The sequence below is a fragment of the Anaerovibrio lipolyticus DSM 3074 genome, from assembly GCF_900141865.1.
Lineage (GTDB): Bacteria > Bacillota > Negativicutes > Selenomonadales > Selenomonadaceae > Anaerovibrio > Anaerovibrio lipolyticus.
The window spans coordinates 21,985-47,383 of sequence record NZ_FQYW01000021.1 but is presented as its reverse complement, the minus strand read 5'-3'; the positions used below and the strand labels follow the sequence as shown (position 1 = coordinate 47,383).

Genomic DNA, 25,399 nt, shown 5'->3' with positions numbered 1-25,399 from the left:
GTAGTGTAGTTACAAAGAATGAGCTGGTAGCCGGCAGGAATTATCTCCGGAGGGCATGACCCTGATGAATAGCTAAGCTGGCACCCTGGTTATGGATAGGCAGAACGAAGGAAGTGAGGACTCCCCTTGTTGGGATGATCCTGTTGGACATGAGAGGTGAGCTGCCATATAGGGATGGGTATTACATCGAGGCCATTTAAAATAGTTTAGTGATGACGTTTTATTTGGTATACCCATTAACACTATATATCTGCCCTGTATGAGGTGAAGATCACTCCATAACCTTAGCTTCATTCATTATGAGGACTCAAAGAAGTATTGATTTTACTGAAGAAAACACTTGACTATATGGAGAGGAAATGGCAAAGAAGCAACTTACACTGGAAGAAAAAATACAAAATGCTCTGGTTCCGGAGGAAGAACAGCCTTTTAAAGTACCGGAAAACTGGTGTTGGGCAAGATTGGGAAGCGTTGGCAGCATAATATTGGGACAGTATCCAAAGCGTGAAGATGCCACGGATGATGATACATTTATTCCTGTGATAAGCGGTGTGGCGGAGCTGGATGATAATTCAATTACCGTAAAAAAATACACCAAGACAGCAACCAAGGTATCTCAGACCGGAGATTTGGTTATCTCAATGAAAAATAATATTGGCAAGTCTGTAATTGCTGATAAGGAGTATTGCCTTGGACGTGGTGTAGCAGCTTTTAGAAGCGATTGTGTCGATATATCATACACAAGACAGCTGCTTTCCAATTTCAAGGATTATCTATATGAAAATGCCACTGGGACAGCAACTATTCAAATTGCCGGCAAAGTATTGCAGAATATGCCAATTCCTTTACCACCACTGGAGGAACAAAAGCGTATAGTTTCTGTTTTGGAGTCCTCATGTGCTGATCTGGACAGAGCAGGGGAATTAATAGAAGGTGTACTGGCCGGGACTGAGATACGGAAAAAAGCCATTATCAATGGAGGCGTTAACGGAAAGTTAACCTCTTTTTGGCGAAAGATTAAAGGCATCAGCAGAGATAGCTGGTGTACCAAGCCTTTGGATTCTTCTGATATACATGAGTCCTTTGGACAGTGGCTGAAGCAATCACAGTGTGTAAGTAATCAGAGTGAGAATATGCAGGATGTACAGGTGAGCGTTCCCACCCTTCCGGAGCAGCAGGAAATCGCATCCATAATCCGTAATCTGCTGGCCAAGGAGAACACCGTTATTACAAATTGTCAGAATGTGCTTTCCTCTATTGAAACCATAAAGAAATCCATTCTTGACAGAGCCTTCCGTGGGGAACTGGGAACGAATGATACTACAGAGGAATACACATTAAATATTTTGAAGGAAGAATTACAGAATCAATAATTACTCTAAAAAACGACTGCTGTATAGCTTTTTATACGGCAGTTATTTTTTTGTAAATCTTCATATTGGACAATAAATATGGTATAATCTTAAAGTTAGTGTGAATACTTATATGATTTATATATTCTTGGAGGTAGATTGTTTTGAAGAAAATGACAGGTAATGAGCTTAGAGAAGCTTATCTTACTTTCTTTGCTGAAAAGAAAGGTCACTTGCGTTTGCCAAGTGCTTCTCTGATTCCTGAAAATGACCCTACTTTGTTAATGATTGGTGCCGGCATGGCGCCATTTAAAGCATATTTTACTGGCAAGGTAAAGCCACCTCGCCCTCGTATTACCACCAGCCAGCGTTGTGTGCGTACCGGTGATATTGAAAATGTAGGCCATACTGCCCGTCATCAGACCTACTTCGAGATGCTGGGTAACTTCTCTTTTGGCGATTATTTCAAGAAGGAAGCTATTCCTTGGGCATGGGAGTTCCTTACCGAGGTTTTGGAGATGCCAAAGGACAAGCTGTGGGTTACCATTTATCCAAAGGATGACGAGGCACGGAAGATTTGGGAGGAGCAGCCAGGCTTTGACCCATCTCATATCGTTCCTTTGGAGGACAATTTCTGGGAAATCGGCCCTGGCCCATGTGGTCCTGATACCGAGATTTACTTTGATCTGGGTGAGGAGCGTGGCTGTGGCAAGCCTGATTGTGCAGTAGGCTGTGACTGTGATCGCTATCTGGAAATCTGGAACAACGTATTTACCCAATTTGATCGTACTGAGGATGGCAAGTACAACGATTTGGAAAACAAGAATATTGATACTGGTATGGGCCTGGAGCGTATTGCTTCCGTAATTCAGGGTGTTCCAAGCAATTTTGAGACTGATTTGCTGTTCCCTATCATTGAGTACGCTTCCAAGGTTTCCGGCGTAAAGTATGGTGAGGATGCTGATAAGGATGTTTCCTTGAAGGTTATTGCTGACCATGCCCGTTCCATGAGTATCATGATTATGGATGGTATTCTTCCTTCCAATGAGGGTCGTGGTTATGTACTGCGCCGCATTCTTCGCCGTGCTATCCGTCATGGCCGTATGCTGGGCATCAAGGACAAGTTCCTTGAGGGTGCAGTGGATGCAGTTTGCAAGATTTATGACGGTGCCAGCGACTTTGAGGCACTGGCTCAGAAACAGGACTACATCAAGAAGGTTATTTCTCTGGAGGAGGATCGTTTCTCCGCTACCTTGGAGCAGGGTCTGGAGTTGTTGGATGGCTATATGTCTGAGGCCAAGAAGGCTGGCAAGAAGGTTCTTGACAGTGAGCTGAGCTTCAAGCTTTATGATACCTTTGGCTTCCCTTGGGAGCTTACTGAGGAGATTCTTCAGGAAAATGGTATGAATATCGACAAGGAAGGCTTTGACAAGGAGATGCAGGAGCAGCGTGACCGCGCCCGTGCAGCCCGTGCTGAGAACCAGCGCTTTGCCGTTCCTGATTTAAAGAATATTGATACTGCTGCCTTAAAACACGACGAAAAGGCTACAGAGGCTGAGGTCGTGGCTATCTGGAAGGATGGCGTTCTGGTGGATTCCCTTCAGGACGGTGAGGAAGCTGGTATTATTCTGTCTGTTACCCCGTTCTATGCGGAGGGTGGCGGCCAGGTTGGTGACACTGGTCTGTTCGTTAGTGAATTGGGCCGTATCAAGGCTACTAATGCCAAGAAGCTGCCAGATGGCACTATTTACCATGAGTCCTATGTGGAGGAGGGTCAGCTGAAGGTTGGCGACAAGGTTCAGATTAAGCTGGACAAGGTTGAAAAGCTTTCCTCCGCCCGTAACCATACTGCAACCCATCTTCTTCAGGCTGCTCTGAAGAAGGTTGTTGGTGACCAGATTAATCAGGCTGGTTCCTCTGTAAATGGTGACCGTCTCCGCTTTGACTTCACCAACTTTGAGCCTGTAAGTGCTCAGCAGCTGGCTGATGTTGAGGAGCTGGTCAACGATGAAATTCTTAAGGGCACAGATGTTGTTATTGAGGAGATGTCCAAGGATGCTGCTGTGGAAAAGGGTGCTATGGCTCTCTTCGGCGAGAAGTACGGTGACGTGGTCCGGGTTGTAAGTGTTCCAGGATTTTCCATGGAGCTTTGCGGTGGTTCCCATGTAAAGAATGTGGGGCAGATTGGTCTCTTTAAGATTGTATCTGAAACTGGTGTGGCTGCTGGTGTACGCCGTATTGAGGCCATCACTGGCCGTAAGGCTCTGGAATATGCCAACGCCAAGGCTCAGCAGGTCGCTGATGCTGCTGCTGCCCTGAAGTGCCGTGAGGATGAGCTGGTATCCCATGTTGAGACTCTGGCTGCCCAGGCCAAGGATCTCCAGAAGCAGTTGGATGCTGTTAATGCCGAAAAGGCCAAGGCAGATGCTGCTGCTCTCACCGATCAGGTGAAGACCGTGGGCGAGGTCAGCGTAATTGCTGCTTCTGTCAATGCTGCTGATATGGATGATCTGAGAAGCATTGCAGATATGACCTGTGGCAAGATTACCAACGGCGTTGTGGTTCTTGGTACTGTTAATGGCGACAAGGTTAACCTTGTGGTTAAGGCTTCCAAGGAAGCTGTGGCCAAGGGTGCTCATTCTGGTAAGATTATCAAGGAAGCTGCTGCTGTTGTTGGTGGTGGCGGCGGCGGCCGTCCGGATATGGCCCAGGCTGGCGGCAAGAAGCCTGAAAATCTGGATTCTGCACTGGAAAAGGCTGTGGAGGTTTTGACTGCTCAGGTTGGTTAATTAATAGCATATATGATTTAAAAGGCTGGAAGCTTTGATATTTCAAAGTGTTCCAGCTTTTTGGTTCGCCCAGTATGGGTGATTTAAAATGGGTGAAAGTATTTTCAAAAAAAATAATTATTTAAAGGGTTTACAACTATAATGTCGAAATAAAAAGGAGAAATAATATTTTATTGTCTGTGGCTAAGTTAAATTATTATTACTAGAGAGGTGTTTATCCATGAGACTAAAACAAAAATTTGTATTGTTGGCGGTAGGCTGTGGCTTGCTGATGGCGATTATCTCCATTATTGGTTTAGTTTCTTCCAACAATACTGTAGAGGAGAGTGTAGAAGCAGAGCTGGTGGCTGTTGTTCAGTCAGAAAAAGGCGAGATTGGCGAGTGGGTTGAGGGCCGTAAGTCCATGTCGAAGGCTGCAGGTCAGGTTCTGACAAATGCCGGTGGAACCCATGAGGCAGTTATGACCCGTAGCAACCTTGCTATGGGTGGTGATGATCCTACTATCCTGGGTATGATTGCAGCCCACAAGGATGGCGCATTGATGAGCTTTAAGGATGGCGATAAACCAGCTCACGGATATTGATACCGCCAAGCAAAATGTGGATATGGTATACAGTGATATCAACAGCATGGCCGAAAAGGCAAAGAAGGTTACAGAAGCTACCAATTCTACGGCAGAGGCTGCAGAAAAGGGCGAAAAGCTGATGGAGGATGCTGTATCCAAAATGAACAACATTGAGCAAAGCGTGACCCAGTCTGCATCTGTTGTAGCTCAGTTGGGTGAGAAGTCCCAGCAGATTGGTGAAATCGTAGATGCTATAACTGCTATTTCAGAGCAGACGAACCTTCTGGCACTGAATGCGGCTATAGAGGCTGCCCGTGCCGGCGAGGCAGGACGCGGCTTTGCAGTAGTAGCAGAGGAAGTCCGTAAGTTGGCTGAACAGTCTCAGGAATCTGCGGAGGAAATCAGAACACGTATTGGTGGTATCCAGGGAGAGACAGAAAAGGCTGTTAAGACCATGGAAACTGGTACTAACGATGTTAAGGAAGGTATTGAAGCCATTCGTAATGTTGGTGAGCAGTTCCGGGCTATCATGAGCAAGGTAGGCAACATTAGTGACCAGATGACGGAAATTGATTCTTCTGTTAGTACTGTATCCAGTGGAGCCAATAGCATTGTAGAGGCTGTTGATTCCATTGATAAGGTTAGCCGTGATACCTCCCGTCAGATTCAGACTATTTCGGCTGCTACGGAGGAGCAATCTGCTTCCAACGAAGAAATTGCCGCTGCAGCCCATTCTTTGGCTGAATTGGCAGAGGAGCTGAATGTAGAAGCCCGTAAGTTTAAATATTAATAGTGTATATTTTGATATTTTATACCAGGCTGTGGTTATGGCCTGGTATTTTTTTTACAGGATACAAACTCGCTTTTATCGTAGAATAATTACTTATTTTATTGTAAAATTATACTAAGAGTAAAAGCTGGGGATGATGATTTGCAGAAGTACGTTTTATACGCAGTTATGATAACGTCTTTCATAGGCTCCATGGTGGGCAGTGGAATAAATGTGGCTTTGCCGTCCATAGGGCGGGATTTTGAGGCCATGACAGGTGACCTTAGTTGGGTTGCAGCGGCCTATTTATTTGGTTCCGCCATATTTAATCTGCCTTTGGGCAAGGCTGCTGATATTTTGGGACGTAAGCGTTTATATAAAATTGGTATAGTCATGTTCTCCATTACTCTTTTGATTGCAGGCTTTGCCACCTCTATAGATTTTCTTATGGATATACGATTTATACAGGGAGGGCTAATGGCCATGGTTTTTGGTCCCGGAATGGCAGTGCTGGCCTCTGTCTTTGACAAGAAGGAGCGGGGACGCATTTTGGGGTATCAGACAGCGTCGGTTTATGTGGGACTTACCTGTGGCCCGGCTCTTGGTGGCTTCATTTGTGAATATCTTGGCTGGCGCTGGTTCTTCTTTATTACGGGAATGGTGGCAGCTTCGGGCTTGATTTTTATGCTGAAGGTAAAGGAAGAATGGTATGGAGACAGGGGGGCTCCCTTTGATTACATAGGAAGTCTTTGCTATATGATTACCATCCCCCTTATTTTGTATGGCTTTTCAAAAATTACGGATACCTTTGGGGGTTGTCTCTTTGTCACCGGCTTGGTGTCTTTGGGGGTATTTATATATGTGGAGCGTCAAAATCAGCATCCTATTTTGGATGTAAATATGTTTATTGGAAACCGGGTATTTACGTGCAGTAATCTGGCGGCCATGCTCCATTATGCTGCAACCTTTGCCATCAGCTTTTTGGTGTCCATGTATTTACAGGTTATTTGTGGCCTTAGTGCAGCTGTGGCAGGCAGTATTATTCTTTTGCAGTTCCTTATGATGGCTATATTGTCACCAAAGGCGGGAGCTTTATCTGACAGAATTGATCCGGGGGTAGTTGCCTCCGTGGGTATGGCGATTAACAGTGTGGGGCTGTTTGCCCTGTCGTGGCTTCACAAAGACAGCTCGTTGGTGATTGTAGGATTTATACTGATGATTATTGGCATAGGCTTTGCATTATTTTCATCGCCAAACAATAATGCGATTTTGGGAGCCTGTCAGCCTAAGTATTATGGTACTGCATCTTCATTGCTGGCTACCATGCGGCTTATTGGTCAGGCCTTTTCCATGGCCATAGTAACTATTGTTATGGATGTAAATGCGGTTAAATCGGTAACTGGAGCAGATAATGAGGCCTTGTTGGAGGCCATTCAGATGATATTCAGAATTTTCTCATTGATTTGTGCTTTCGGTATAATGGCCTCGCTGGCCAGAAAAAAGAAGGAGGGGCAAACTTCCTATGAGTAAGATAGCTATGCAACGAAGCAATATAATAATTGTATTGGCCGTTATCACCAGTATGGGGCTTTTTGCTCTCAGCAATTATATGGAATTTCAGCTGATGTCTGTTTTGCCAAAGGCTGAATCACTGGCAATAGCCAATTATTTGAACAAGGGTCTGGTGGCCATATTTTTGCTGGTGGCTATTAGTGCAGGATATTCCATACTGGTGGAGAAAAAGAGAATACATGAATATCATGAGCGTAACATAAAGGATAATGTTACGCAGCTGCCAAGTATAGTTGGGTACAATAAGGACTTTTTGGAGCTTCTTTCTGACAGCAAAAATGAGCAGGATTACATTATGGTGACTCTGGATATTGACAAGTTCAAGGCGGTAAATGATGTTTTTGGCTTTGCCTGCGGAACCAAGATTATCAGGATGGTAGGTGAAATGCTTTCCAATAATCTTAAGGAAGGGGAGCAGTGCTACCGTATAAATGGTGATGTTTTCTATATGCTTTTAAAAAGCCAGGAAAGGAGCAAGGATTACAGACGTATTCGCAACATACTGGACAATGTGTCCATGGAGCTGGTTTCCACAAATGATGAGGACATTCAAAGTAATTTGCATGGCGGAATCTACAACCACATGATTTCCTTCTCTGCCGGTGGTATGCGTATATGTGCCAAGGAGTTGCGTGAGGATTTGGAGGGGTGCACCCCTGACGAGCTTCAGGAAAGGTGCCGGGAACTGGCAGCCAGATTTGCTGACAATGCAAATATTGCCCGAAAAAGAGGCAAATCTGAAAATGTTAATACAGTTTATCTTTTTGATGAGAGTATGCGTCGGGAGATTTTTGAGGAAAAGAAAATTGAGGACGCCTTCCTTATTGGCATAGAACGAGGGGAATTTATGATGTATTATCAGCCTAAGTTCTGTATTGGCGGTGATGAGGCTGTGCATGGAGGAGCTGAGGCTCTGATTCGTTGGAATAGTGATGAAATGGGCTTTATGCCACCAGGGAAATTTATTCCTCTCTTTGAACGGGATGGTAATGCAGTGCGTCTTGATATGCATGTAATGGATTTGGTGTGCCAGAATATTTGCGAATGGCGTTCCAAGGGCTTGGAGATTTATCCTATTTCTGTAAACGTGACCCGTCCAACCATGCAAAATGGTGCCGGGTATCTGCAGTTTGTAAAGGAAAAATTGTTTCTGTACGACATACCTCAGGATTTGATTGAATTTGAAGTTTTGGAAAGCTCAACCGGAACCGATGAGGATGTTGTAATAGATTTCATTAATGAGATACATAAGCTTGGCTTCAAGATAGCCATGGATGATTTTGGAACTGGTTGTTCCTCCTTGGGTCTTCTAAACAGGATTCCGCTGGATATTTTGAAATTTGATAAGAGTTTCTTTGATTCCATGACCATTAATATGTCAAATCAGGATATTGCTGTTGTTCGTTATATGATGATGATGGCAAAGGATTTGGGTATCAAGACTGTGGCCGAGGGTATCGAGGAAAAATTCCAGGTGGATATTTTGAAGGATTTGGGCTGCGATATGATTCAGGGCTACTACTTCAGCCGTCCTCTTTGCGTGGAGGATTACGAGAAGATGTTGAAGCCGGCGCAATGAAAATAAAAATAAGACAAGTGTTGGTCTGTGGTATAGACCCGCACTTGTCTTTTTTATTAGTTGCCTTCCCCTTGAGGGGAAGGTCCCCGCAGGGGGGGTGAGGTGTCTCCGTACATGTAGCTGTAATAGGCCTTTTGCATTTCCTTGCGGTTTTTGGCAGCGGGCCACAGTTCACCTACGGCATTTTCTCTCATGGCAGAGGCCAGATGAGGATAGAGCTGGGGATTGTCCTTGCTCATGGAAGCTATAAGCTCCTTTACGGTTTGGCGGATGGTGTGACCATCATAAGGACAAGGGGAGGTCACAGGCTGGAAGCCATGGTACTCGATGGCATCAATGATTTCCTGCTCCCTAAAATACACCAGAGGACGTATTACAGTAACATCCATCTTGTCCAAGTAGGTCTTTGGCGTAAAGGTATGAATTTGGCCGGAATAAAGCAGGCTCATAAAAAAAGTTTCCACCGCATCGTCATGGTGGTGGGCGTAGGCAACTTTATTACAGCCATGCTCCTTGGCAAAACGGTTCACGGCACCCCTGCGGAAAAAGGCACAGGAATAGCATGGGTCCTTTCCATTTTGAGCTTCAATGGTACCTGCAATATCCACGTCAATTGTATCGAAGGGGATGTCCAGCTCCTTCATAAATGCTCTGATGCGTTCCACACCTTCACCAAAATTCTCGGAAAACATGGGATTTATGGTAATAGCCTTTAAGGAGAAGTCCTTTTTTAAACGCATTTTCATCATAGCCATGGCATAGGCCAGAAAGATGCTGTCCTTGCCACCGGACACACCAATCATTATATTATCCCCGTTTTCAATAAGCTCAAATTCTGTAATGGCTCGCATCAGCTTGCTGAAATACAGCTGGGGAAGATTAATTTTCAAGCTTTACTCCACCTTTCTTTATTAGTAAGTCCTTAAATACATAAAATAGTGTAACTTGAATTGCGTATTTATAGACATATGTATATTGTGAATGGAAAAATACAAAAAATTTCTTGCCAAACAGTATTATTGTATATAAAATAATATGTGATGTCTATATGCGTCAGTAGTGGACAATCATAATTTACGGAGGGGTTTGCGTTGATAAAGGTATTAGTAAACGGCGCTTACGGTCGCATGGGTCAGGCTGTTGTAAAGGCTGTTCTTGAGGATAAGGACCTTGATCTGGTGGGCGCTGTTGATATAGTTGGTGAAGGAGATGCGGGGGAGACTGTAGGCCTTCCTAAATGCGGCGTCAGCTTTACCAGAGATTTACAGACTACTATAGATAGTGTAAAGCCACAGGTAATGGTGGACTTTACTATTCCCGATGTGGTATTTGGCAGTGCCCAGGTGGCTCTGAAGAATAAGGTGGCTCCAGTTATTGGTACCACCGGCCTTTCCGATGATCAGAAGCAGGAGCTGGCTAAATTGGCTGAGGCCAATGACACCCCAGTGTTTATTGCTCCTAATTTTGCTATTGGTGCCGTTTTGATGATGCAGATGGCCAAACAGGCAGCCAAATATATGCCGGAGGTGGAGATTATAGAGCTTCACCACGACAAGAAGCTGGATGCACCATCTGGTACTGCACTTCAGACGGCAGCCCTCATTTCCGAGGTTCGCAAGGCCCATGTTCAGGGTAATCCTAACGAGAAGGAAAAGGTTGCTGGTGCCCGTGGTGCAGATGTGGACGGTATGCACATTCACAGTGTACGCCTGCCGGGCTATGTGGCCCACCAAGAGGTTATTTTCGGAGGTCTTGGTCAGACACTGACTATTCGTCACGATTCACTGAACCGTGAGTCCTTTATGCCAGGTGTATGCCTTGCTGCCAAGAGTATTTTAGGTCACAAGGGCCTTATTATTGGCTTGGATAAGTTCATGGACTAAACTCAGAAGCGTTTATGGATTAAGCCGGAACGAGTTTTATAGACTAAGCTTTGATAATTTATTGACTGTTTATTGATATATTACATTTAAAGGGGAGACAAAACATGAAGAAGTATAATGTTGCCATTCTTGGTGCTACCGGTGCTGTTGGTCAGGAGTTTCTGAATCTTATAGAGGAGCGCAAGTTCCCATTTGCAAATCTTAAATTGCTTGCTTCCAAGCGTTCTGCTGGCAAGAAAATCCAGTTTATGGGCAAGGAGTACACCGTGGAGGAAGCCACTGAAAATTCCTTTAACGACGTGGATATTGCTCTTTTTGCAGGCGGCTCCATCAGTAAGACTCTTGGTCCTGCTGCTGCCAAGGCTGGTGCTGTGGTTATTGATAATTCCAGTACCTTCCGTATGGACCCTGAGGTGCCTCTTATTGTTCCAGAGGTAAATCCAGAGGATATTTCCTGGCATAAGGGCATCATTGCCAACCCTAATTGTTCCACCATTATTATGGTAATGGCCTTAAAGCCTCTTTATGATGTTTCCAAGATTAAGCGCGTGGTTGTTTCCACCTATCAGGCAGTTTCCGGCGGTGGCAAGGAAGCTATGGCTGAGCTGGAGCAGCAGGTGAAGGATATTAATGATGGCAAGGAGGTTGTTGCCAACATTCTCCCTGGTGCAGCCCTTAAGAAGCACTATCAGATTGCCTTTAATCTGATTCCTCAGATTGATGTCTTCAAGGAAAATCTCTACACTAAGGAAGAGATGAAGATGATTGACGAGACCAAGAAAATTATGAACGATCAGGATATGCGCATTACTGCAACCACTATACGCGTTCCTGTATATCGCAGCCATGCTGAGTCCGTAAATGTTGAGTTTGAGGACGAGGTTTCCGTGGAGAAGGCCCGTGAGGTTCTTGCCAAGTTCCCTGGTGTTATTCTGAGAGATAACCCTGATGAGCAGGAATATCCTATGCCTCTTGAGACCTCCGGCAAGGATGATGTAGAGGTTGGACGTATCCGTAAGGATTATTCCATTGACCATGGTCTTAACTTCTGGGTATGTGGTGACCAGATTCGCAAGGGTGCAGCCCTGAATGCTCTCCAGATTGCGGAATACATGATGGAGCATGACATGATCAAGAAATAAAAATGTATAATTGCGTGGCTGTTGCTTGTGGTGTATCATTATGAGCAGCAGCCATTTTGTTTTAAACGCGGAGGGAAACATTTTCGGATTCACAAAACATTTTAAAAATGGCTGATACTCATTGGAGTGTGTGTATCGAATGAAGAGAGAACGATTGATTGTGGTTTTGGGGCCTACTGCCTCAGGCAAGACAGGGCTTTCCATAGAGCTGGCAAAGCAATTTGATACAGAAATTATATCCGGGGATTCCCAGCTGGTATATAAGGGCTTTGATATTGGTTCAGCCAAGCCGGATAAGAAGGAACGGGATGGAGTGGTTCATCACATGATAGATATACTGCCACCGGATGCATCCTTTAATGTGGCTGATTTTATTGATAGAGTAAAGCCCATTATTACGGACCTCAATAACAGAGGAAAGCTGCCAATTTTGGCAGGTGGGACAGGACTCTACATAAAGTCATTGCTGGAGGGCTATCAGTTTAATGATACTGCCGGAGATGATGAATACAGGCTTAAGCTGGAGAAGCTGTCAGAGGAAAAGGGAAAGCAGTACCTTCACGATATGCTGCGGGAAATAAATCCAGAGGCGGCAGAACGGATCCATGTAAATAATTTAAGAAGGGTTATGCGGGCTCTGGAGGTCTATCATTTGGGAGGAGAGCAGATTTCCACACAAAAGGAAAAGGGCCTTGTTTATGATGTGTATGTGGCGGGTCTGATTTGGCACCGTTCGGAGCTTTATGATAGAATAAACAGAAGAGTCCACATGATGCTGCAGCAGGGACTGGCAGAAGAAGTCCGTAATTTGCTAAACAGTGGTGTGTCTCCTGAAAGTCAGTCCATGCGTGGTATTGGCTACAAGGAAATGGTTAATTATGTTCGGGGAACAGGCACCCTGGAGCAGGCAGTGGATGATATAAAAAAGGGAACCAGACACTTTGCCAAACGGCAGCTGACCTGGTATAGAAAAATGCCTTATGTGCATTGGTATCATCCGGCCCTCTATAGGGAACGGGGACTTGTAGATAATGTTTCCTGGAATATAGCTAGATTTTTTAAAGGATAATGGGGGTAATTTTTATGACAGCAAAGGTTATTAATTTGCAGGACAGTATTTTAAATCAGGTTCGTAAGGAAAATATCCAGGTTTCTATTCATTTGGTGAATGGCTTTCAGATAAAAGGCTTTGTAAAGGGCTTTGATAATTTTACGGTTATTATTGATTCCATGGGCAAACAGCAGATGGTATATAAGCATGCCATTTCTACCATTACTATGGGACGTCCTGTGGAAAATATTACTGATGAAAAGAAAGACTGAGTTTTTTACAAATGACAGATAAGATTAGAGGCTTTCAGATTGTAAGTGCCTATGAAGGCAAGGGTATAAAATTGCCTGGCAGAAAAACTGGCTCCAGTGCCGGCTATGATATTGAGGCCGCTGAGAATGTGACTCTGGTGCCCCATAAGGTGGTATTGGTGCCTACGGGCCTCAAAGCATATATGCAAAATGATGAGTATCTGGGGATTCATGTGCGTTCCGGCATTTCCATCAAGAATTCTGTTTCCTGTGTGAACAGCCAGGGGATTATTGACGCGGATTATTATAACAATCCTGAAAATGAGGGGCATATTATGGTGCCTCTCATTAATCATGGGGAAAAGAATTTTTTTATTGCCAAAGGAACCAGAGTAGCCCAGGGAATTTTTTATAAGTATCTCACAGTAGATGGTGATTCTGCCGGCGTGGGGGCTGAAAGAACAGGTGGCTTTGGTTCGACGGGAAAGTAAGTGAACGATATGGATTTAGGTATGGATTTGTTTGCTACGGCAGAAAAAAACGACAGCAAAAAATACGAGCCATTGGCCCAGCGTATGCGTCCCCGGAATTTTGACGAGTTTATAGGTCAGGAGGAGGCCGTAGGCAAGGGCAAGTATCTGAGAAAAATGATTGAGAGGGACCAGCTTCCTTCCATGATTCTTTATGGGCCACCGGGAACGGGAAAGACTACTCTGGCCCAAATGGTGGCATCCCTTACCAACAGCAATTTCAAAAAGCTCAATGCTGTATCTGCTGGTATAGGGGATATCAGAAAAATCGTGGATGAGGCGGCGGAAGCTCGTCGCTTTTATCAGAAACGAACCATTGTGTTTGTTGACGAGATTCATCGATTTAACAAGAGTCAGCAGGATGTGCTTCTTCCCTATGTGGAGGACGGACGCCTTATTTTGATTGGAGCCACCACCGAGAACCCATTTTTTGAGGTTAATCATGCTCTGCTGAGTCGTGTCAGAATCGTACGACTTAGTTCCCTTTCCGATAGGGACTTGATGCGTATGCTTAAGCAGGCCATGGAGGATAAGGAACGGGGACTTGGCTCCAGGAACCTTAACATTACTGATGAGTCTGTGGAGGCCATTGCCCAGTTATCAGGCGGGGATGGGCGTATGGCACTGAATCTTTTGGAACAGGCAGCTGCCATGATTGATGATGGCAGTGAAATTAATATTGAGCTTCTCCATACTATTTTGGGGGAGAGAATCCAGACTTACGATAAAAAGGGAGATAACCATTATGACACGGTGTCCGCCTTTATAAAGAGTATGCGGGGCAGTGATCCGGATGCGGCTATTCATTATTTGGCAAGAATGCTGGCAGCGGGAGAGGACCTTAATTTTATTGCCCGCAGGGTGGCTATTTGCGCCGCTGAGGATGTGGGCAATGCGGATCCCTTCGCCCTGGTAGTAGCCATGGCGGCTGTGCAGGCAGTACAGTTTGTGGGGATGCCGGAGGCCCGGATTCCTTTGGCTGAGGCCGTAACCTATGTGGCTTCAGCTCCTAAGAGCAATGCGGCCTATATGGCTATAGATGCTGCTTTGGCAGATGTGCGTCATCGTAACTGTGGACCAGTGCCGGAACACCTTAGGGATGCACATTACAAGGGGGCAGCCAAGCTTGGGCATGGTATTAATTACAAATATGCCCATGATTTCCCATATCATTTTGTGAAGCAGCAATATCTTCCTAATGCTCTTAAGGGAACCACATATTATCATCCCACTGCTAACGGCAGGGAAGGAAGAATCGGTGAATATCTGAAGGCCTGTTGGCCGGAACGATACAAATAAAAGGCTTATAGGGCGGTCTGAGGGCCGTCCTTTTGAATGTGATAATATTATTCATAAAATGGAAAAAATGGGCTATCTGCGGTATAATATTTTAGTTAGACATTGATGTGAAAAACAGTTTTTTAGATTGGATTGAGATTTTTGAAACGATTAATTGTTAATGCTGACGATTTTGGTCGGCATGAGCTTATAAATAAAGCGGTGGAGCAGGCTGTGGAAAAGGGGATTTTGCGTTCTGCCACCTTGATGCCAGGAGCCAAAGCCTTTGACTCCGCGGTGGAAATAGGTAAAAGCCATCCTCAGCTTGGAGTGGGAATACATTTTACCTTGGTAAATGGATACCCGGTATTGCCACCATCTGAAATCCCTTCTCTGGTAACAGAGGAAGGGGTATTTGTAGAAGACCATACTGCTTTTGTGAAGAAGCTGGTTTCTGGTCATGTCAATATGCAGGAGGTTCGTGCAGAGCTAAGTGCCCAGTTGAGAAAGATGCAAAATACGGGGCTTAATCTGACTCACGTGGATAGTCACCAGCACATGCACACACTGCCCGGCGTGATTAATGTGGTTTTGGATTTGGCTAAGGAAGCTGGCATTAGGGCAGTCCGTATACCTAAGGCACCTCTTTTCAGCGGTGAGTTTGGAGGTATAGGACAGCTTATTGGCCGCGTTGGCCTGGGCACCTTGGCCATGATAGCAGGTGGCAAGGCAAAAAGCAGAAATATTGCTTTTCCTGATTATTTTGCCGGTATTGTGGCCGGTGAAGCAGTATCTGAGGATAACCTTTTGGGAGTGATTAAGAGTCTGAAGCCTGGAACCACCGAGGTAATGATGCACCCGGGTATTGATAATAAGCAGCTGATTCCTGATACTGGCTGGGACCATGATTTTGAGGCGGAATTTGGCGCCATGATTTCACCTGCTGTAATGGAGCTGATTAAAGCCCAGAAGGTGGAAATAACCAATTTTAGTTCACTGGGAACAGAGAATTAAGGAGACAAAGGAACCTATGGATAAAATAACAATCATAGTTCCCTGCTATAATGAGCAGGAGGGCGTGGAACAATTTTATACGGCGGTAACTGATGTCTTAAAGGATATAAAGGACTGTGAGTTTCGTTATCTCTTTATAAATGATGGCAGTACCGATGATACCTTGCTAAAAATCAGGGAACTGGCGGCTGACCATGAGGATGTGTCCTATATTGGCCTTTCCAGAAACTTTGGCAAGGAGCCTGCCATGATGGCGGGACTTGATTATGCAGAGGGTGACGCTGTTATTATTATGGATGCGGATCTACAGCATCCACCACAGCTCATCCCGGAAATGATTGACTGGTGGCGCAAGGGCTATGATGATGTATGTGCCAAGCGTACCGGCCGTGATGATGAGGCGTGGCTTAAAAGAACGGCGGCTAATCTGTTTTATTTGGGAATGGACTCTGTTTCAAAGATTAAGCTTCAGCGGGATGTGGGAGATTTCCGCCTTTTGGACAAGCGTTGCGTGGCAGCTTTGCGCCTTATGCGTGAGAATCAGCGGTTTACCAAGGGAATGTACACTTGGGTGGGCTATAGAAAAAAGGAAATCCCTTTCCATGTTCAACCAAGAGCCTATGGCAAAACCACCTGGAACTATCTGTCATTGTGCAATTTAGCCATAGAGGGTATAACTTCCTTTACTACAGCACCTCTGAGAATGACAACCATGCTGGGTATGGGGGTTTCCGTTTTGGCGTTGGGGTATATGTGCTTTGTGCTGTTTAACGCTCTGTGCTATGGTGACCCGGTGGCAGGATATCCCACCTTGATAACTGTAATGCTGTTTTTAGGGGGCGTGCAGCTTCTGTCCTTGGGAATCATTGGTGAATATCTGGGCAGAGTATTTACTGAGAGCAAGCATCGTCCGGCGTATTTGGTGGATGAATATAACGGGATTAAGGTTATATATGATAGTCCGGTAAAAAAGCCGGAGGTAACTAAAAGTTAAGGAGTGTAAGGTTTTGTCTCAGGATAAAAATAATATTTGGCAGGTTGGCTTAATATTGGCAGGGCTGTTTTTACTGATGCTGATGCTTAATATATTGATGCCTCTCCATCGTGATGATTATGATTATTCAATGATTTATACCACGGCTGAACATATCGTAAATTTTAATGATGTGCTCCGCTCCTGCTATGTGCATTATATGCTGCACGGGGGCCGTATGTTTACTGTATTTTGTCTTGATTTGTTCCTGTGGCTGGGGAAAATCTGGTTTGATATTGCCAATGCCTTGATGTTTGTGGCTTTGGTGGTGCTGATATATTTCCATGCCCGCCGTGAAATCAAGCTCTCCGGGGAGCCGATTATGGTGGCCATTGCCAGCCTTTTGGCGTGGTTGTCCTTCCCACATTTCGGCGAGGTGGCAATCTGGAAAAGTGGTTCCACAGTGTATTTGTGGTCTGCAGTACCAGTGGCCCTGTTCTTGCTTCCGTATAATCTCTCATTAAAAAAGGGAGAGTCTGTACTTAAAGGCTGGATGTTAGTTCCTATGCTTTTGCTGGGAGTGATTGCCGGTTGGTCAGTGGAAAATCTGGCGGTTACTGTGGTGGGTGTCACTGCTCTTATAAGCTGGTGCTTCCACAAAAAGCATAATCTCCTTTGTTGGATGCCTGCTGGCTGCTTTGGTGCCTTGATTGGACTGATCGGCTTGGTGGCAGCTCCAGGAAATTTTGTCCGTTATGATGATCAGGGAAAGGGCAAAGGCATTCTCACCCATATAGGCAATCAGTTTGCCGGCAATGGTGAAATGGTGCTCTACATTTTGCCTATTATATTGGCTCTCCTTATTGCCTGGAGAATTTTTAAAATAGTGTTGGCGGAAAAGAAGGGGGTTACCCTGAAAGCCGTTGACAGCAAGGTAACTGTGGGCCAGTGGATTCTTCTGGGACTCATTGTGCTTTTGGTTATTTCTTATTTCAATGGCAGCTTTGTGGCTTGGGCCATAAGGGATGTGCTCTATTCTCTGGTAATGGTTCCTGCGGGACTTACAGATCCGGGGGTAGTGGATAAGGTGAATAACATCTTCCGTGGTTTTGAGGAAATGGCCATTTACTGGTTTATCATTTTCTTTATTTATGCCATTGCCAAGAAGAAACTGGGGCTTTCCAAGGAGAATATTAAGCTCCTTACTGCAAATGTTAAGGCAAAAGAAATCTGGGATGCCTATGAATCTGTAAGGTATGCAGGAGTAATGCTGGTACTGGCATTGTTAAATAATATGGTAATGATGGCGGCACCAACCTTCCCGGCCAGAGCAACCTTCAGCTCCGTGGTTATGATTATTATTGCGGCCATTGCGGTATTCAGGGAGCCTGTTATTCGTCAGTATTATGAAAAATATACTGCAAAGCTCCTGTACGCCGGTGCCTTTGGTATAGGCCTGTTCACAATTTCTGCGGCAACCATGGTGATGTACACCATGCAGCAGGAGCATGAGGCCCGTATTGCCATTGTGGAAGAAACTGCTGCCAATGGTGAGGCTATTGCCTACATGGAGCCTATCAAGATGACAAACAGAGCACTGCGTCATGTGTTCTTTGTGGATTTTGATAACGGCGTGACCAAGCATGGGCTGTGCATGTTCTATGGTATTGAAGATATTAAGGTCTTAAAGGACGAAAAGAAATAAGGCCGCTTTCATAATTTAGGCATTAACGGTATTTTAAAAGGACAGTTGATTCATCATCATTGATGAATCGGCTGTCCTTTTTAGCATTGAGAATATGTTTTTTACGTTATTCTTTTGCCTGCAGAAGAATTGGAGTAAGAACCTCATCCTCTGGGGTTACATACAGGGTGTTTTGGTTGGTAAAAATTACAAAGCCAGGCTTTGCCCCAGCAGGCTTCTTTACAAAACGGCAACGGGTGTAGTCCACCGGCACCTTTGAAGAATTGGCCGCCTGGGAAAAATGAACTGCCAGATAGGAGGCCAGCAGCAGTGTATCCTCAGATGGCTCATCCCCGTCACAGCGGATAATTACATGGGAGCCTGGAATCTCTTGAGTGTGGAGCCAAATGTCTCCTGGATTGCTTACCTTGAAGGTAAGACGGTCATTCTGGTAATTGTTCTTGCCCACCAGGATAGTGGTACCGTCAGGGGCTGTAAATTTAAATGGCTGGGACTGCTTCACAGAGGCATGCTTCTTTAGATTTTCCCTTAAGATGTTATTGGTGATAAGCTCTGTTTTTATATCATTTATCTCTGCAAGGGAAGTGGATGCCTCAAGGGAGGTTTCAATTGAAGCCAGATACTTGATATCATCAAGACATTTTTCCAGCTGCTTTTCCAAAAGCTCCTTGCCTCGCTTCAGCTTATCGTATTTTTTGTAATAGGCCTGAACATTTTCACTGACGGAAAGACGCTGATCCATGGCGATGGAGATGCTTTCTCCGGATTCGCTGTATATGTTCGTAACCGTAACTGTGGCATCCTCCCGGTCCTTCAGCTGATACTGATATGTCATAAGGTTATCTGCCTTTATGCGGTATTCCTCAGCATTGTCTGCAGCGGCAATATCGTCCTTCAGCTTATCTACCTTGTGCTGGGCACGGCTCAGCTCATTTTTTATGAGTTTTTTGAAACGGTCCCGATCTGGTAGCTGGAAGCTGCCGGCAATACTGGAGGCCTTGGCCAGCATTTCACTTATAGTTGGAAATTTTACAACTGTGTCGTTAATGTAGTAGTGCAGCGGGAAGGAGGCAGTGGCCAACAGCTTCTGATTGGCGTCCACCACAAGACAGGCTTCACCACAGGGCTCCTTGAAGGCAACACTAATTTCCGCCAAAGCACTTTTTAGGGAAGAAAAATCACTATCATCCAGCTCGCTTACCAATTGGTTGTGGGGAAGTCCTGCCAAATAGGCGGCTTCCTTTGCTGTAACAGGGCCAAAGCCAAGGCAGGTGTCGAGAATAGCCTTGCTGAGCTTCAGTTCCCCCTTGGATTTAATGGATGCAACCACATCATCCATAGAACACTCTAAAATATCCATTTTATTCTGTATTGGTGGCAGAATATATGGGTCTCCCGGCAAAACCGTTCTGATGCGGCTGGAGTTGGCTCCAACTCTGCGCAGTACATCAATGATGTTCTCATCCTGCACCAGAATAATGTTGCTGTACTTGCCCATAAGCTCAACCACCAGGGATTTTGTAACGATTTGTCCCCCGGCAGCCAGCACATCCATGTCCAGTATGATGATACGGTCAAGACTATGCTGATATACCCGGGCTATACGGGCGGTTTCTATATGCTTGCGGAGAACCATGCAGAACATAGGTGGCTCCGGTGGATTATCTGGTGCCTTTTCGATAATATGAACCGCAGGGTTCTGGGGATTTATTGAAATATGAACCAAATAATTTTTGCCTGGCTGTCTAACGGAAAGAATTACAGACTGCTTATTTGGTTGATTTATCTTGTCTATGCGTCCGCCTGTAATGGCCCTGTCCAACTCGATAGCCAGTGGATGCATTGAAATACCATCTAAACTCATACGAGAATACCTCCATAGAAAACTAAGTAAAGAATATCATCTCAGCCTAGCATGGTCAAATGGGGGGCATTAATCAATAAAAATATACTAAAATATATATAAAATTTTAAAAGAAATTTTTACATCAAAATTGTAGACGAATAAAACCATTTAACGTTTACCTATTGATTGATACTGAAAACAAGTAAAACATACCCAATACATACCCAAAAAGCGGGTAAATAATAAAAAATCATGCGTAATTTACTAAAATTTTATTGAAAAATTTATATACTCAATGCTATAATGAGAATGTAATAAAAGAGATCGTTGTACAGGGTTAGGAAGATACCCATAAGGTGAAAACTAAAATTTTATATTATAAATGATGTGTTATTTTATTTAGGGGGAAATGACATGGTTAAAATCAAGTTGGGCTACGCGCCTACCAGACGCAGTATCTTCAGTGCTCCAGATGCAGTTAAGTATCGTGGATTAACCCGTCAGCGCCTTGAGGAGTTGGGCGTTGAATTCGTTGATATTGATGATATTAACGAGGAGGGGCTTCTCTACGATGAGAACGATCGCTTAAAGATTGTAGAGAAATTTAAGAAAGAAAAGATCGACGGACTATTTTTGCCTCATTGCAATTTTGGTACTGAGTATTTATGTGCACGTCTTGCCAAGGACATGGGGGTACCGGTTCTTCTTTGGGGACCTCTTGATGAGCGTCCTGAGCCAAACGGCGTAAGACTTCGTGATACCCAGTGCGGTTTGTTTGCAACAGGCAAGGTGCTCCGTCGTTTTCAGGTGCCATTTACTTATATGACCAACTGCCGCCTCAGTGATCCTGTTTTTGAGCGGGGCATCAGAGATTTCCTGGCAGTATGTAATATAGTAAAGACCTTTAGACATATCCGTATTCTCCAGATTGCACCGCGTCCATATGATTTCTGGACCACCATGTGCAACGAGGGCGAGCTTTTGGAGAAGTTCAATATTCAGCTTTCTCCAATCCCAATGCCTGAACTGATGGATGCCGTGAAGGCTGCCAAGGAAGAGGGCACAGAGGTTCAGAAGGTAGTAGCTTACTGCCGTGAGAAAATGGAAATCAAGGTTAAGGACGATGAGCTTGAGAATGTGGCAGCTCTCAAGGTGGGTATGTCCAACCTTATTAAGAAATACGGCTGTAATGCAGCAGCAATTCAGTGCTGGAACGCTCTCCAGTCTGAGCTGGGCATTATGCCATGTGCAGCCAATGCACTGTTGAATGATGAGGGTATTCCTGTAGTTTGCGAAACTGATATCCATGGTGCCATTACCGCACTTCTGGTGGAGGCAGCTGGCATGGGTGAGACCCGTTCCTTCTTCGCTGACTGGACTATCCGTCATCCTGATATTGAAAATGGCGAGCTTTTACAGCATTGTGGCCCTTGGCCAATTTCCATTGCCAAGGAAAAAGCTCAGCTCACATATCCATTAGCATTTGACCATCCGGGTTCCCTTACTGCTGAGGCGCGTCATGGTGATGTTACACTTTGCCGCTTCGACGGCGACAACGGCGAATACTCCATGCTTCTTGGCAATGCCAAGGGCGTTGAGGGGCCACGCTGCATGGGAACTTATCTCTGGATTGAGGTTGAAAACATTAAACGCTTGGAGGCTAAAGTGGTTGAAGGACCATATATCCACCATTGCGTAGGTATTCACAAGAATGTTGTGCCTGTACTTTACGAGGCATGTAAATATATTGGGGTAAAGCCGGATCTTTACGACCCAATAGAGGAAGAGGTTAAGGCGTATTTGAGAGGTGAGTAAGCTATGAATCTTGAAGCAAAGGCTTTGGATATCCGCAAGGATATTATCGAGCTGATTTATAGCGCAGGATGCGGCCATATTGGTGGCGACCTTAGTGTTACTGACATTTTGGTAGACCTGTACTATAAGCAGATGAATGTGGCTCCGGACAAGATGGACGATCCAAACAGGGACCGTTTTGTTCTGAGCAAAGGACATTCTGTGGAGGCCCTTTACTGTGTACTGGCTGACAGGGGATTCTTCGACAAGAAGGAGCTTTTTGATACTTATTCCAAGTATCTGTCAAAGTATATTGGCCATCCAAACAACAAGATTAACGGTGTTGAAATGAATACTGGTTCTCTGGGACACGGATTGTCCGTGGCTGTGGGAATGGCTTTGGCCGGCAAGATGGACAAGCGTGATTATCGTGTTTATGCCGTAATGGGCGATGGTGAAATGGCAGAGGGCTCCAACTGGGAGGCTGTTACTGCCGGTGCGCACTACGGACTGGATAATCTGACTGCCTTTGTTGACCGCAACAGACTTCAGATCTCCGGCACTACCGAGGAAGTTATGACCGCAGATGATCAGGAGGAGCGTTGGGCCGCATTTGGCTGGAATGTAATTTCCATTCCTGGTAACAATATGGAAGCAATTGACGATGCAGTGGAGGAGGCAAAAAAGACCAAGGGCAAGCCTACGGTTATTATTGCCAACACCACAAAGGGCTGTGGCGTTTCCTTCATTGAAAACAAGGCAGCATGGCATCACAAGGTTCCTACTGAGGCTGAATATCAGCAGGCCCTTAAGGAGCTTGATGAAAGGAGGGCCCAGTTATGAACAAGATAGCTAATAAGCAGGTTATTAATGATGTTCTTTTGGAAGAATCTGCAAAGGATAAGGATATTATTGTTCTGTGCAGTGACTCCAGAGGCTCTGCAGGAATGAAATCCTACGCTGAGCAGCGTCCGGAGCAGTTCGTGGAAGTAGGTATTGCCGAGCAGAATCTGGTGGGCATCTCAGCTGGCTTGGCGGCATGTGGCAAGAAGCCTTTTGCTGTATCGCCAGCCAGCTTCCTTTCTACAAGAAGTATGGAACAGGCCAAGGTGGATGTGGCTTATTCCAATACCAATGTTAAGCTGATTGGCATCAGTGGCGGCGTAAGCTACGGAGCGTTGGGAATGACCCATCATTCCGCAACTGATATTGCAACTATGGGCTCCATGCCTAATATGCGTGTATATCTTCCAAGCGACCGCTTCCAGACTGAGGCTTTGATAAGAAGCGTATTGAAGGATGAAAAGCCTGCATACATCCGCATTGGCCGTAATGCTGTTGAGGATGTATACGAAGAAGGCAATGTTCCTTTTGAACTGGATAAGGCTACCCTGGTCAAGGACGGTACAGATGTTACCATTATAGCCTGCGGTGAACTGGTGGGGGATGCCAAGGCTGCAGCTGAGGAGTTGGCAGGCAAGGGCATTTCCGTGAGAGTTCTTGATATGTACTGCGTAAAGCCAATAGATAAGGAGGCAATTATCAAGGCTGCCAAGGAAACCAAGCTGATAGTTACTGTGGAGGAGCACACCATGTATGGTGGCATGGGTTCCATGGTGGCACAGATTACTGCAGCCAATGCTCCTGTTAAGGTTATAAATCTGACTTTGCCGGATGCCCCGGTGGTAACTGGTAAATCAAGAGAAATATTTAAGTATTATGGCCTTGATGCAGAAGGTATTGTTAAAACAGTAACGGAGCAGCTGTGATATGGCCAAATACATTTTAGGAATAGATCAGAGTACCCAGGGCACCAAGGTTCTGCTCTTTGATGAGAAGGGCAAGGCTGTATGCCGTGTGGACAAGGGCCATCGTCAGATAGTAGATGAACGGGGCTGGGTAGAGCATGATCCTGAAGAAATATGGAAAAATCTTTTGGAGGTTACCAAAGAGCTGTTGACCGAAACCAAGGTGGACAGCAAGGATATCGCTGCTGTTGGTATCAGTAATCAGCGGGAAACCTCCGTGGCCTGGAATAAGGAAAGCGGTAAACCGGTGTACAACGCCATCGTGTGGCAGTGTGCCAGAGGTGCTGCTATCTGCCAGCGACTGGATAAGGATGGCTTTGGTGAAAAGGTTAAGGCCCATACGGGTCTTGCCTTATCCCCATATTTTTCGGCGGCCAAGCTGGCCTGGATTATAGAAAATGTAGGCGAGGCAAAATCCTTAATGGATGAGGATAAATTGGCAGTGGGAACCATGGACAGCTGGCTGGTGTACAAGCTGACTGGCGGTAAGATGCACAAAACAGATTTTTCCAATGCTTCCCGTACGGAGCTGTTCAACATTAACAGTTTAAAATGGGATGAGGAAATATGTAATGCCTTTGGGATTAAGGCTTCGGCGTTGCCTGAGGTTTGTGATTCCAATGCTTTATATGGAACCACGGATTTCGGGGGACTTTTTGAAACGGCGGTGCCAATTCACGGCGTATTTGGTGATTCCCATGCGGCCTTATATGGACAAGGATGCCATTTGCCAGGCATGATTAAGGCCACCTATGGTACTGGTTCCTCTGTAATGATGAATATTGGTGAAAAGCCAATAAGCAGTCAAAAGGGACTGGTTACTTCCCTGGCCTGGAGCCTTGATGGCAAGCCGGAGTATGTGCTTGAAGGTAATATCAATTATACTGGAGCCTCCATTACATGGCTCAAGGATAATGTTGAGCTTATCGAAAGTGCGGCGGAAACAGCGGCTTTGGCCAAGAAGGCAAATCCAGTGGATAAAACATATTTCGTTCCGGCTTTTTCCGGCCTGGGAGCCCCTTATTGGGACAGCGAGGCCACGGGCCTGTTTACGGGCATTACCCGTGTAACAGGGAAAGCAGAGCTGGTAAGGGCTGTGGTGGATTCCATAGCTTATCAGATTTCCGATATAGCCACCCTTATGGAGGAAGAATCGGGTAAGACATTGAAGGGACTTCGTGTTGATGGAGGTCCTACCCGAAATGATTATCTGATGCAATTCCAGGCTGATATCCTTGATAGGCCGGTGGAGGTTCCAGATTCTGAGGAGCTTTCTGCCATGGGAGCAGCCTATGCGGCGGGAATATCTGTAGGAATTTATGAAAATAAGAAGGTTTTTGACGGAATATCTCGAATTAGTTATGTGTCGGGTATGAGTCAGGACCGTAGAGACCAACTGAAATCGGGTTGGGAGAGTTCAATAAGGAGAACATTGGCTCGTACATAACATTATTGGATTTAGCAGGGAGCCTAAACCTGATAAATCATAAACGTTTTC

Annotated in this window: 21 protein-coding genes; 19 read left to right on the top strand and 2 right to left on the bottom strand. The window is 45.2% G+C overall.

From position 1 onward, the window contains the following. Nucleotides 1-359: 359 nt before the first annotated feature. The 6 genes from B6K08_RS11400 to B6K08_RS11375 all read left to right on the top strand — a co-directional run bounded on the left by B6K08_RS11400 (nucleotide 360) and on the right by B6K08_RS11375 (nucleotide 8,626). Nucleotides 360-1,373: a restriction endonuclease subunit S gene (locus tag B6K08_RS11400; RefSeq protein ID WP_039205614.1), complete on the top strand. Its 1,014-nt coding sequence runs from the start codon at nucleotides 360-362 to the stop codon at nucleotides 1,371-1,373. 152 nt (nucleotides 1,374-1,525) lie between these two features. Continuing rightward, the gene (alaS, locus tag B6K08_RS11395) at nucleotides 1,526-4,141 is read left to right on the top strand and encodes an alanine--tRNA ligase (RefSeq protein WP_200810427.1); all 2,616 of its coding nucleotides are present in this window, start codon (nucleotides 1,526-1,528) and stop codon (nucleotides 4,139-4,141) included. Nucleotides 4,142-4,361: 220 nt separating this feature from the next. Then, nucleotides 4,362-4,724, top strand: coding sequence for a hypothetical protein (locus B6K08_RS11390; RefSeq protein WP_039205611.1), 363 nt, complete (start codon nucleotides 4,362-4,364; stop codon nucleotides 4,722-4,724). Then, on the top strand, nucleotides 4,696-5,496 hold the full coding sequence (locus B6K08_RS11385; protein ID WP_052211663.1) for a methyl-accepting chemotaxis protein: 801 nt from the start codon (nucleotides 4,696-4,698) through the stop codon (nucleotides 5,494-5,496). Before B6K08_RS11390 ends, B6K08_RS11385 begins: the two co-directional genes overlap by 29 nt. A 168-nt stretch (nucleotides 5,497-5,664) precedes the next feature. Then, entirely contained in the window at nucleotides 5,665-7,005 is a 1,341-nt protein-coding gene (locus B6K08_RS11380; RefSeq protein WP_039205629.1) for an MFS transporter, read from the top strand. Then, entirely contained in the window at nucleotides 6,998-8,626 is a 1,629-nt protein-coding gene (locus B6K08_RS11375) for a putative bifunctional diguanylate cyclase/phosphodiesterase (RefSeq protein ID WP_039205610.1), read from the top strand. Before B6K08_RS11380 ends, B6K08_RS11375 begins: the two co-directional genes overlap by 8 nt. Before the next feature lie 56 nt (nucleotides 8,627-8,682). Here the strand turns inward: B6K08_RS11375 and B6K08_RS11370 are convergent, their stop codons facing one another. Beyond that, on the bottom strand, nucleotides 8,683-9,516 hold the full coding sequence (locus B6K08_RS11370) for a tRNA 2-thiocytidine biosynthesis TtcA family protein (protein ID WP_039205608.1): 834 nt from the start codon (nucleotides 9,514-9,516) through the stop codon (nucleotides 8,683-8,685). 201 nt (nucleotides 9,517-9,717) lie between these two features. On the opposite strand from B6K08_RS11370, the gene dapB reads away from it, so the two are divergent. The 9 genes from dapB to B6K08_RS11325 all read left to right on the top strand — a co-directional run bounded on the left by dapB (nucleotide 9,718) and on the right by B6K08_RS11325 (nucleotide 18,453). After that, nucleotides 9,718-10,509, top strand: a complete 792-nt coding sequence (gene dapB / locus B6K08_RS11365; RefSeq protein WP_039205607.1) for a 4-hydroxy-tetrahydrodipicolinate reductase — start codon at nucleotides 9,718-9,720, stop codon at nucleotides 10,507-10,509. 104 nt (nucleotides 10,510-10,613) lie between these two features. After that, a complete protein-coding gene (locus B6K08_RS11360; protein ID WP_039205606.1) occupies nucleotides 10,614-11,651 on the top strand; it encodes an aspartate-semialdehyde dehydrogenase in 1,038 nt (345 codons plus the stop codon). A gap of 139 nt (nucleotides 11,652-11,790) precedes the next feature. Then, nucleotides 11,791-12,720 carry a tRNA (adenosine(37)-N6)-dimethylallyltransferase MiaA gene (gene miaA, locus B6K08_RS11355; RefSeq protein ID WP_039205603.1) on the top strand — a complete coding sequence of 310 codons (930 nt, stop codon included), beginning with the start codon at nucleotides 11,791-11,793 and terminating at the stop codon, nucleotides 12,718-12,720. Between the two features lie 14 nt (nucleotides 12,721-12,734). After that, complete coding sequence (gene hfq, locus B6K08_RS11350; protein WP_027396119.1) at nucleotides 12,735-12,974, top strand: RNA chaperone Hfq; 240 nt, start codon at nucleotides 12,735-12,737, stop codon at nucleotides 12,972-12,974. 11 nt (nucleotides 12,975-12,985) lie between these two features. Next, complete coding sequence (gene dut / locus B6K08_RS11345; RefSeq protein WP_039205599.1) at nucleotides 12,986-13,444, top strand: dUTP diphosphatase; 459 nt, start codon at nucleotides 12,986-12,988, stop codon at nucleotides 13,442-13,444. A 21-nt stretch (nucleotides 13,445-13,465) separates the two neighbouring features. Further along, nucleotides 13,466-14,782: a replication-associated recombination protein A gene (locus B6K08_RS11340; RefSeq protein WP_039205628.1), complete on the top strand. Its 1,317-nt coding sequence runs from the start codon at nucleotides 13,466-13,468 to the stop codon at nucleotides 14,780-14,782. A 141-nt stretch (nucleotides 14,783-14,923) separates the two neighbouring features. Then, nucleotides 14,924-15,775, top strand: coding sequence for a ChbG/HpnK family deacetylase (locus tag B6K08_RS11335; protein ID WP_039205597.1), 852 nt, complete (start codon nucleotides 14,924-14,926; stop codon nucleotides 15,773-15,775). A gap of 16 nt (nucleotides 15,776-15,791) precedes the next feature. Further along, nucleotides 15,792-16,769, top strand: a complete 978-nt coding sequence (locus B6K08_RS11330; protein WP_039205596.1) for a glycosyltransferase family 2 protein — start codon at nucleotides 15,792-15,794, stop codon at nucleotides 16,767-16,769. Nucleotides 16,770-16,782: 13 nt separating this feature from the next. After that, nucleotides 16,783-18,453: a DUF3329 domain-containing protein gene (locus B6K08_RS11325; RefSeq protein WP_268761950.1), complete on the top strand. Its 1,671-nt coding sequence runs from the start codon at nucleotides 16,783-16,785 to the stop codon at nucleotides 18,451-18,453. Nucleotides 18,454-18,559: 106 nt separating this feature from the next. On the opposite strand, the gene B6K08_RS11320 is transcribed toward B6K08_RS11325, so the two are convergent. Next, nucleotides 18,560-20,317, bottom strand: a complete 1,758-nt coding sequence (locus B6K08_RS11320) for an Rqc2 family fibronectin-binding protein (protein WP_039205594.1) — start codon at nucleotides 20,315-20,317, stop codon at nucleotides 18,560-18,562. Nucleotides 20,318-20,713: 396 nt separating this feature from the next. Here B6K08_RS11320 and B6K08_RS11315 point away from each other — a divergent pair, with 396 nt between their 5' ends. The 4 genes from B6K08_RS11315 to glpK are packed head-to-tail and all read left to right on the top strand — an operon-like array spanning nucleotide 20,714 to nucleotide 25,348. Next, nucleotides 20,714-22,114, top strand: a complete 1,401-nt coding sequence (locus tag B6K08_RS11315; protein ID WP_039205593.1) for an L-fucose/L-arabinose isomerase family protein — start codon at nucleotides 20,714-20,716, stop codon at nucleotides 22,112-22,114. Nucleotides 22,115-22,117: 3 nt separating this feature from the next. Beyond that, nucleotides 22,118-22,936, top strand: a complete 819-nt coding sequence (locus B6K08_RS11310) for a transketolase (protein WP_039205591.1) — start codon at nucleotides 22,118-22,120, stop codon at nucleotides 22,934-22,936. Beyond that, nucleotides 22,933-23,862, top strand: coding sequence for a transketolase family protein (locus B6K08_RS11305; protein WP_039205589.1), 930 nt, complete (start codon nucleotides 22,933-22,935; stop codon nucleotides 23,860-23,862). Before B6K08_RS11310 ends, B6K08_RS11305 begins: the two co-directional genes overlap by 4 nt. A gap of 1 nt (nucleotide 23,863) precedes the next feature. Then, nucleotides 23,864-25,348: a glycerol kinase GlpK gene (gene glpK / locus B6K08_RS11300; RefSeq protein WP_039205588.1), complete on the top strand. Its 1,485-nt coding sequence runs from the start codon at nucleotides 23,864-23,866 to the stop codon at nucleotides 25,346-25,348. Nucleotides 25,349-25,399 lie beyond the last annotated feature (51 nt).

Excerpts from the sequence above, each read along its gene's own strand:
- B6K08_RS11310 (WP_039205591.1), top strand. The coding sequence starts at position 22,118 with ATGAATCTTGAAGCAAAGGCTTTGGATATCCGCAAGGATATTATCGAG.
- B6K08_RS11400 (WP_039205614.1), top strand. The coding sequence starts at position 360 with ATGGCAAAGAAGCAACTTACACTGGAAGAAAAAATACAAAATGCTCTG.
- B6K08_RS11320 (WP_039205594.1), bottom strand. The coding sequence starts at position 20,317 with ATGAGTTTAGATGGTATTTCAATGCATCCACTGGCTATCGAGTTGGAC.
- B6K08_RS11315 (WP_039205593.1), top strand. The coding sequence starts at position 20,714 with ATGGTTAAAATCAAGTTGGGCTACGCGCCTACCAGACGCAGTATCTTC.
- B6K08_RS11385 (WP_052211663.1), top strand. The coding sequence starts at position 4,696 with ATGGCGATAAACCAGCTCACGGATATTGATACCGCCAAGCAAAATGTG.
- B6K08_RS11360 (WP_039205606.1), top strand. The coding sequence starts at position 10,614 with ATGAAGAAGTATAATGTTGCCATTCTTGGTGCTACCGGTGCTGTTGGT.
- B6K08_RS11330 (WP_039205596.1), top strand. The coding sequence starts at position 15,792 with ATGGATAAAATAACAATCATAGTTCCCTGCTATAATGAGCAGGAGGGC.
- alaS (WP_200810427.1), top strand. The coding sequence starts at position 1,526 with ATGACAGGTAATGAGCTTAGAGAAGCTTATCTTACTTTCTTTGCTGAA.
- hfq (WP_027396119.1), top strand. The coding sequence starts at position 12,735 with ATGACAGCAAAGGTTATTAATTTGCAGGACAGTATTTTAAATCAGGTT.
- miaA (WP_039205603.1), top strand. The coding sequence starts at position 11,791 with ATGAAGAGAGAACGATTGATTGTGGTTTTGGGGCCTACTGCCTCAGGC.
- B6K08_RS11340 (WP_039205628.1), top strand. The coding sequence starts at position 13,466 with ATGGATTTGTTTGCTACGGCAGAAAAAAACGACAGCAAAAAATACGAG.
- B6K08_RS11380 (WP_039205629.1), top strand. The coding sequence starts at position 5,665 with ATGATAACGTCTTTCATAGGCTCCATGGTGGGCAGTGGAATAAATGTG.
- B6K08_RS11390 (WP_039205611.1), top strand. The coding sequence starts at position 4,362 with ATGAGACTAAAACAAAAATTTGTATTGTTGGCGGTAGGCTGTGGCTTG.
- B6K08_RS11375 (WP_039205610.1), top strand. The coding sequence starts at position 6,998 with ATGAGTAAGATAGCTATGCAACGAAGCAATATAATAATTGTATTGGCC.
- dut (WP_039205599.1), top strand. The coding sequence starts at position 12,986 with ATGACAGATAAGATTAGAGGCTTTCAGATTGTAAGTGCCTATGAAGGC.
- B6K08_RS11305 (WP_039205589.1), top strand. The coding sequence starts at position 22,933 with ATGAACAAGATAGCTAATAAGCAGGTTATTAATGATGTTCTTTTGGAA.
- glpK (WP_039205588.1), top strand. The coding sequence starts at position 23,864 with ATGGCCAAATACATTTTAGGAATAGATCAGAGTACCCAGGGCACCAAG.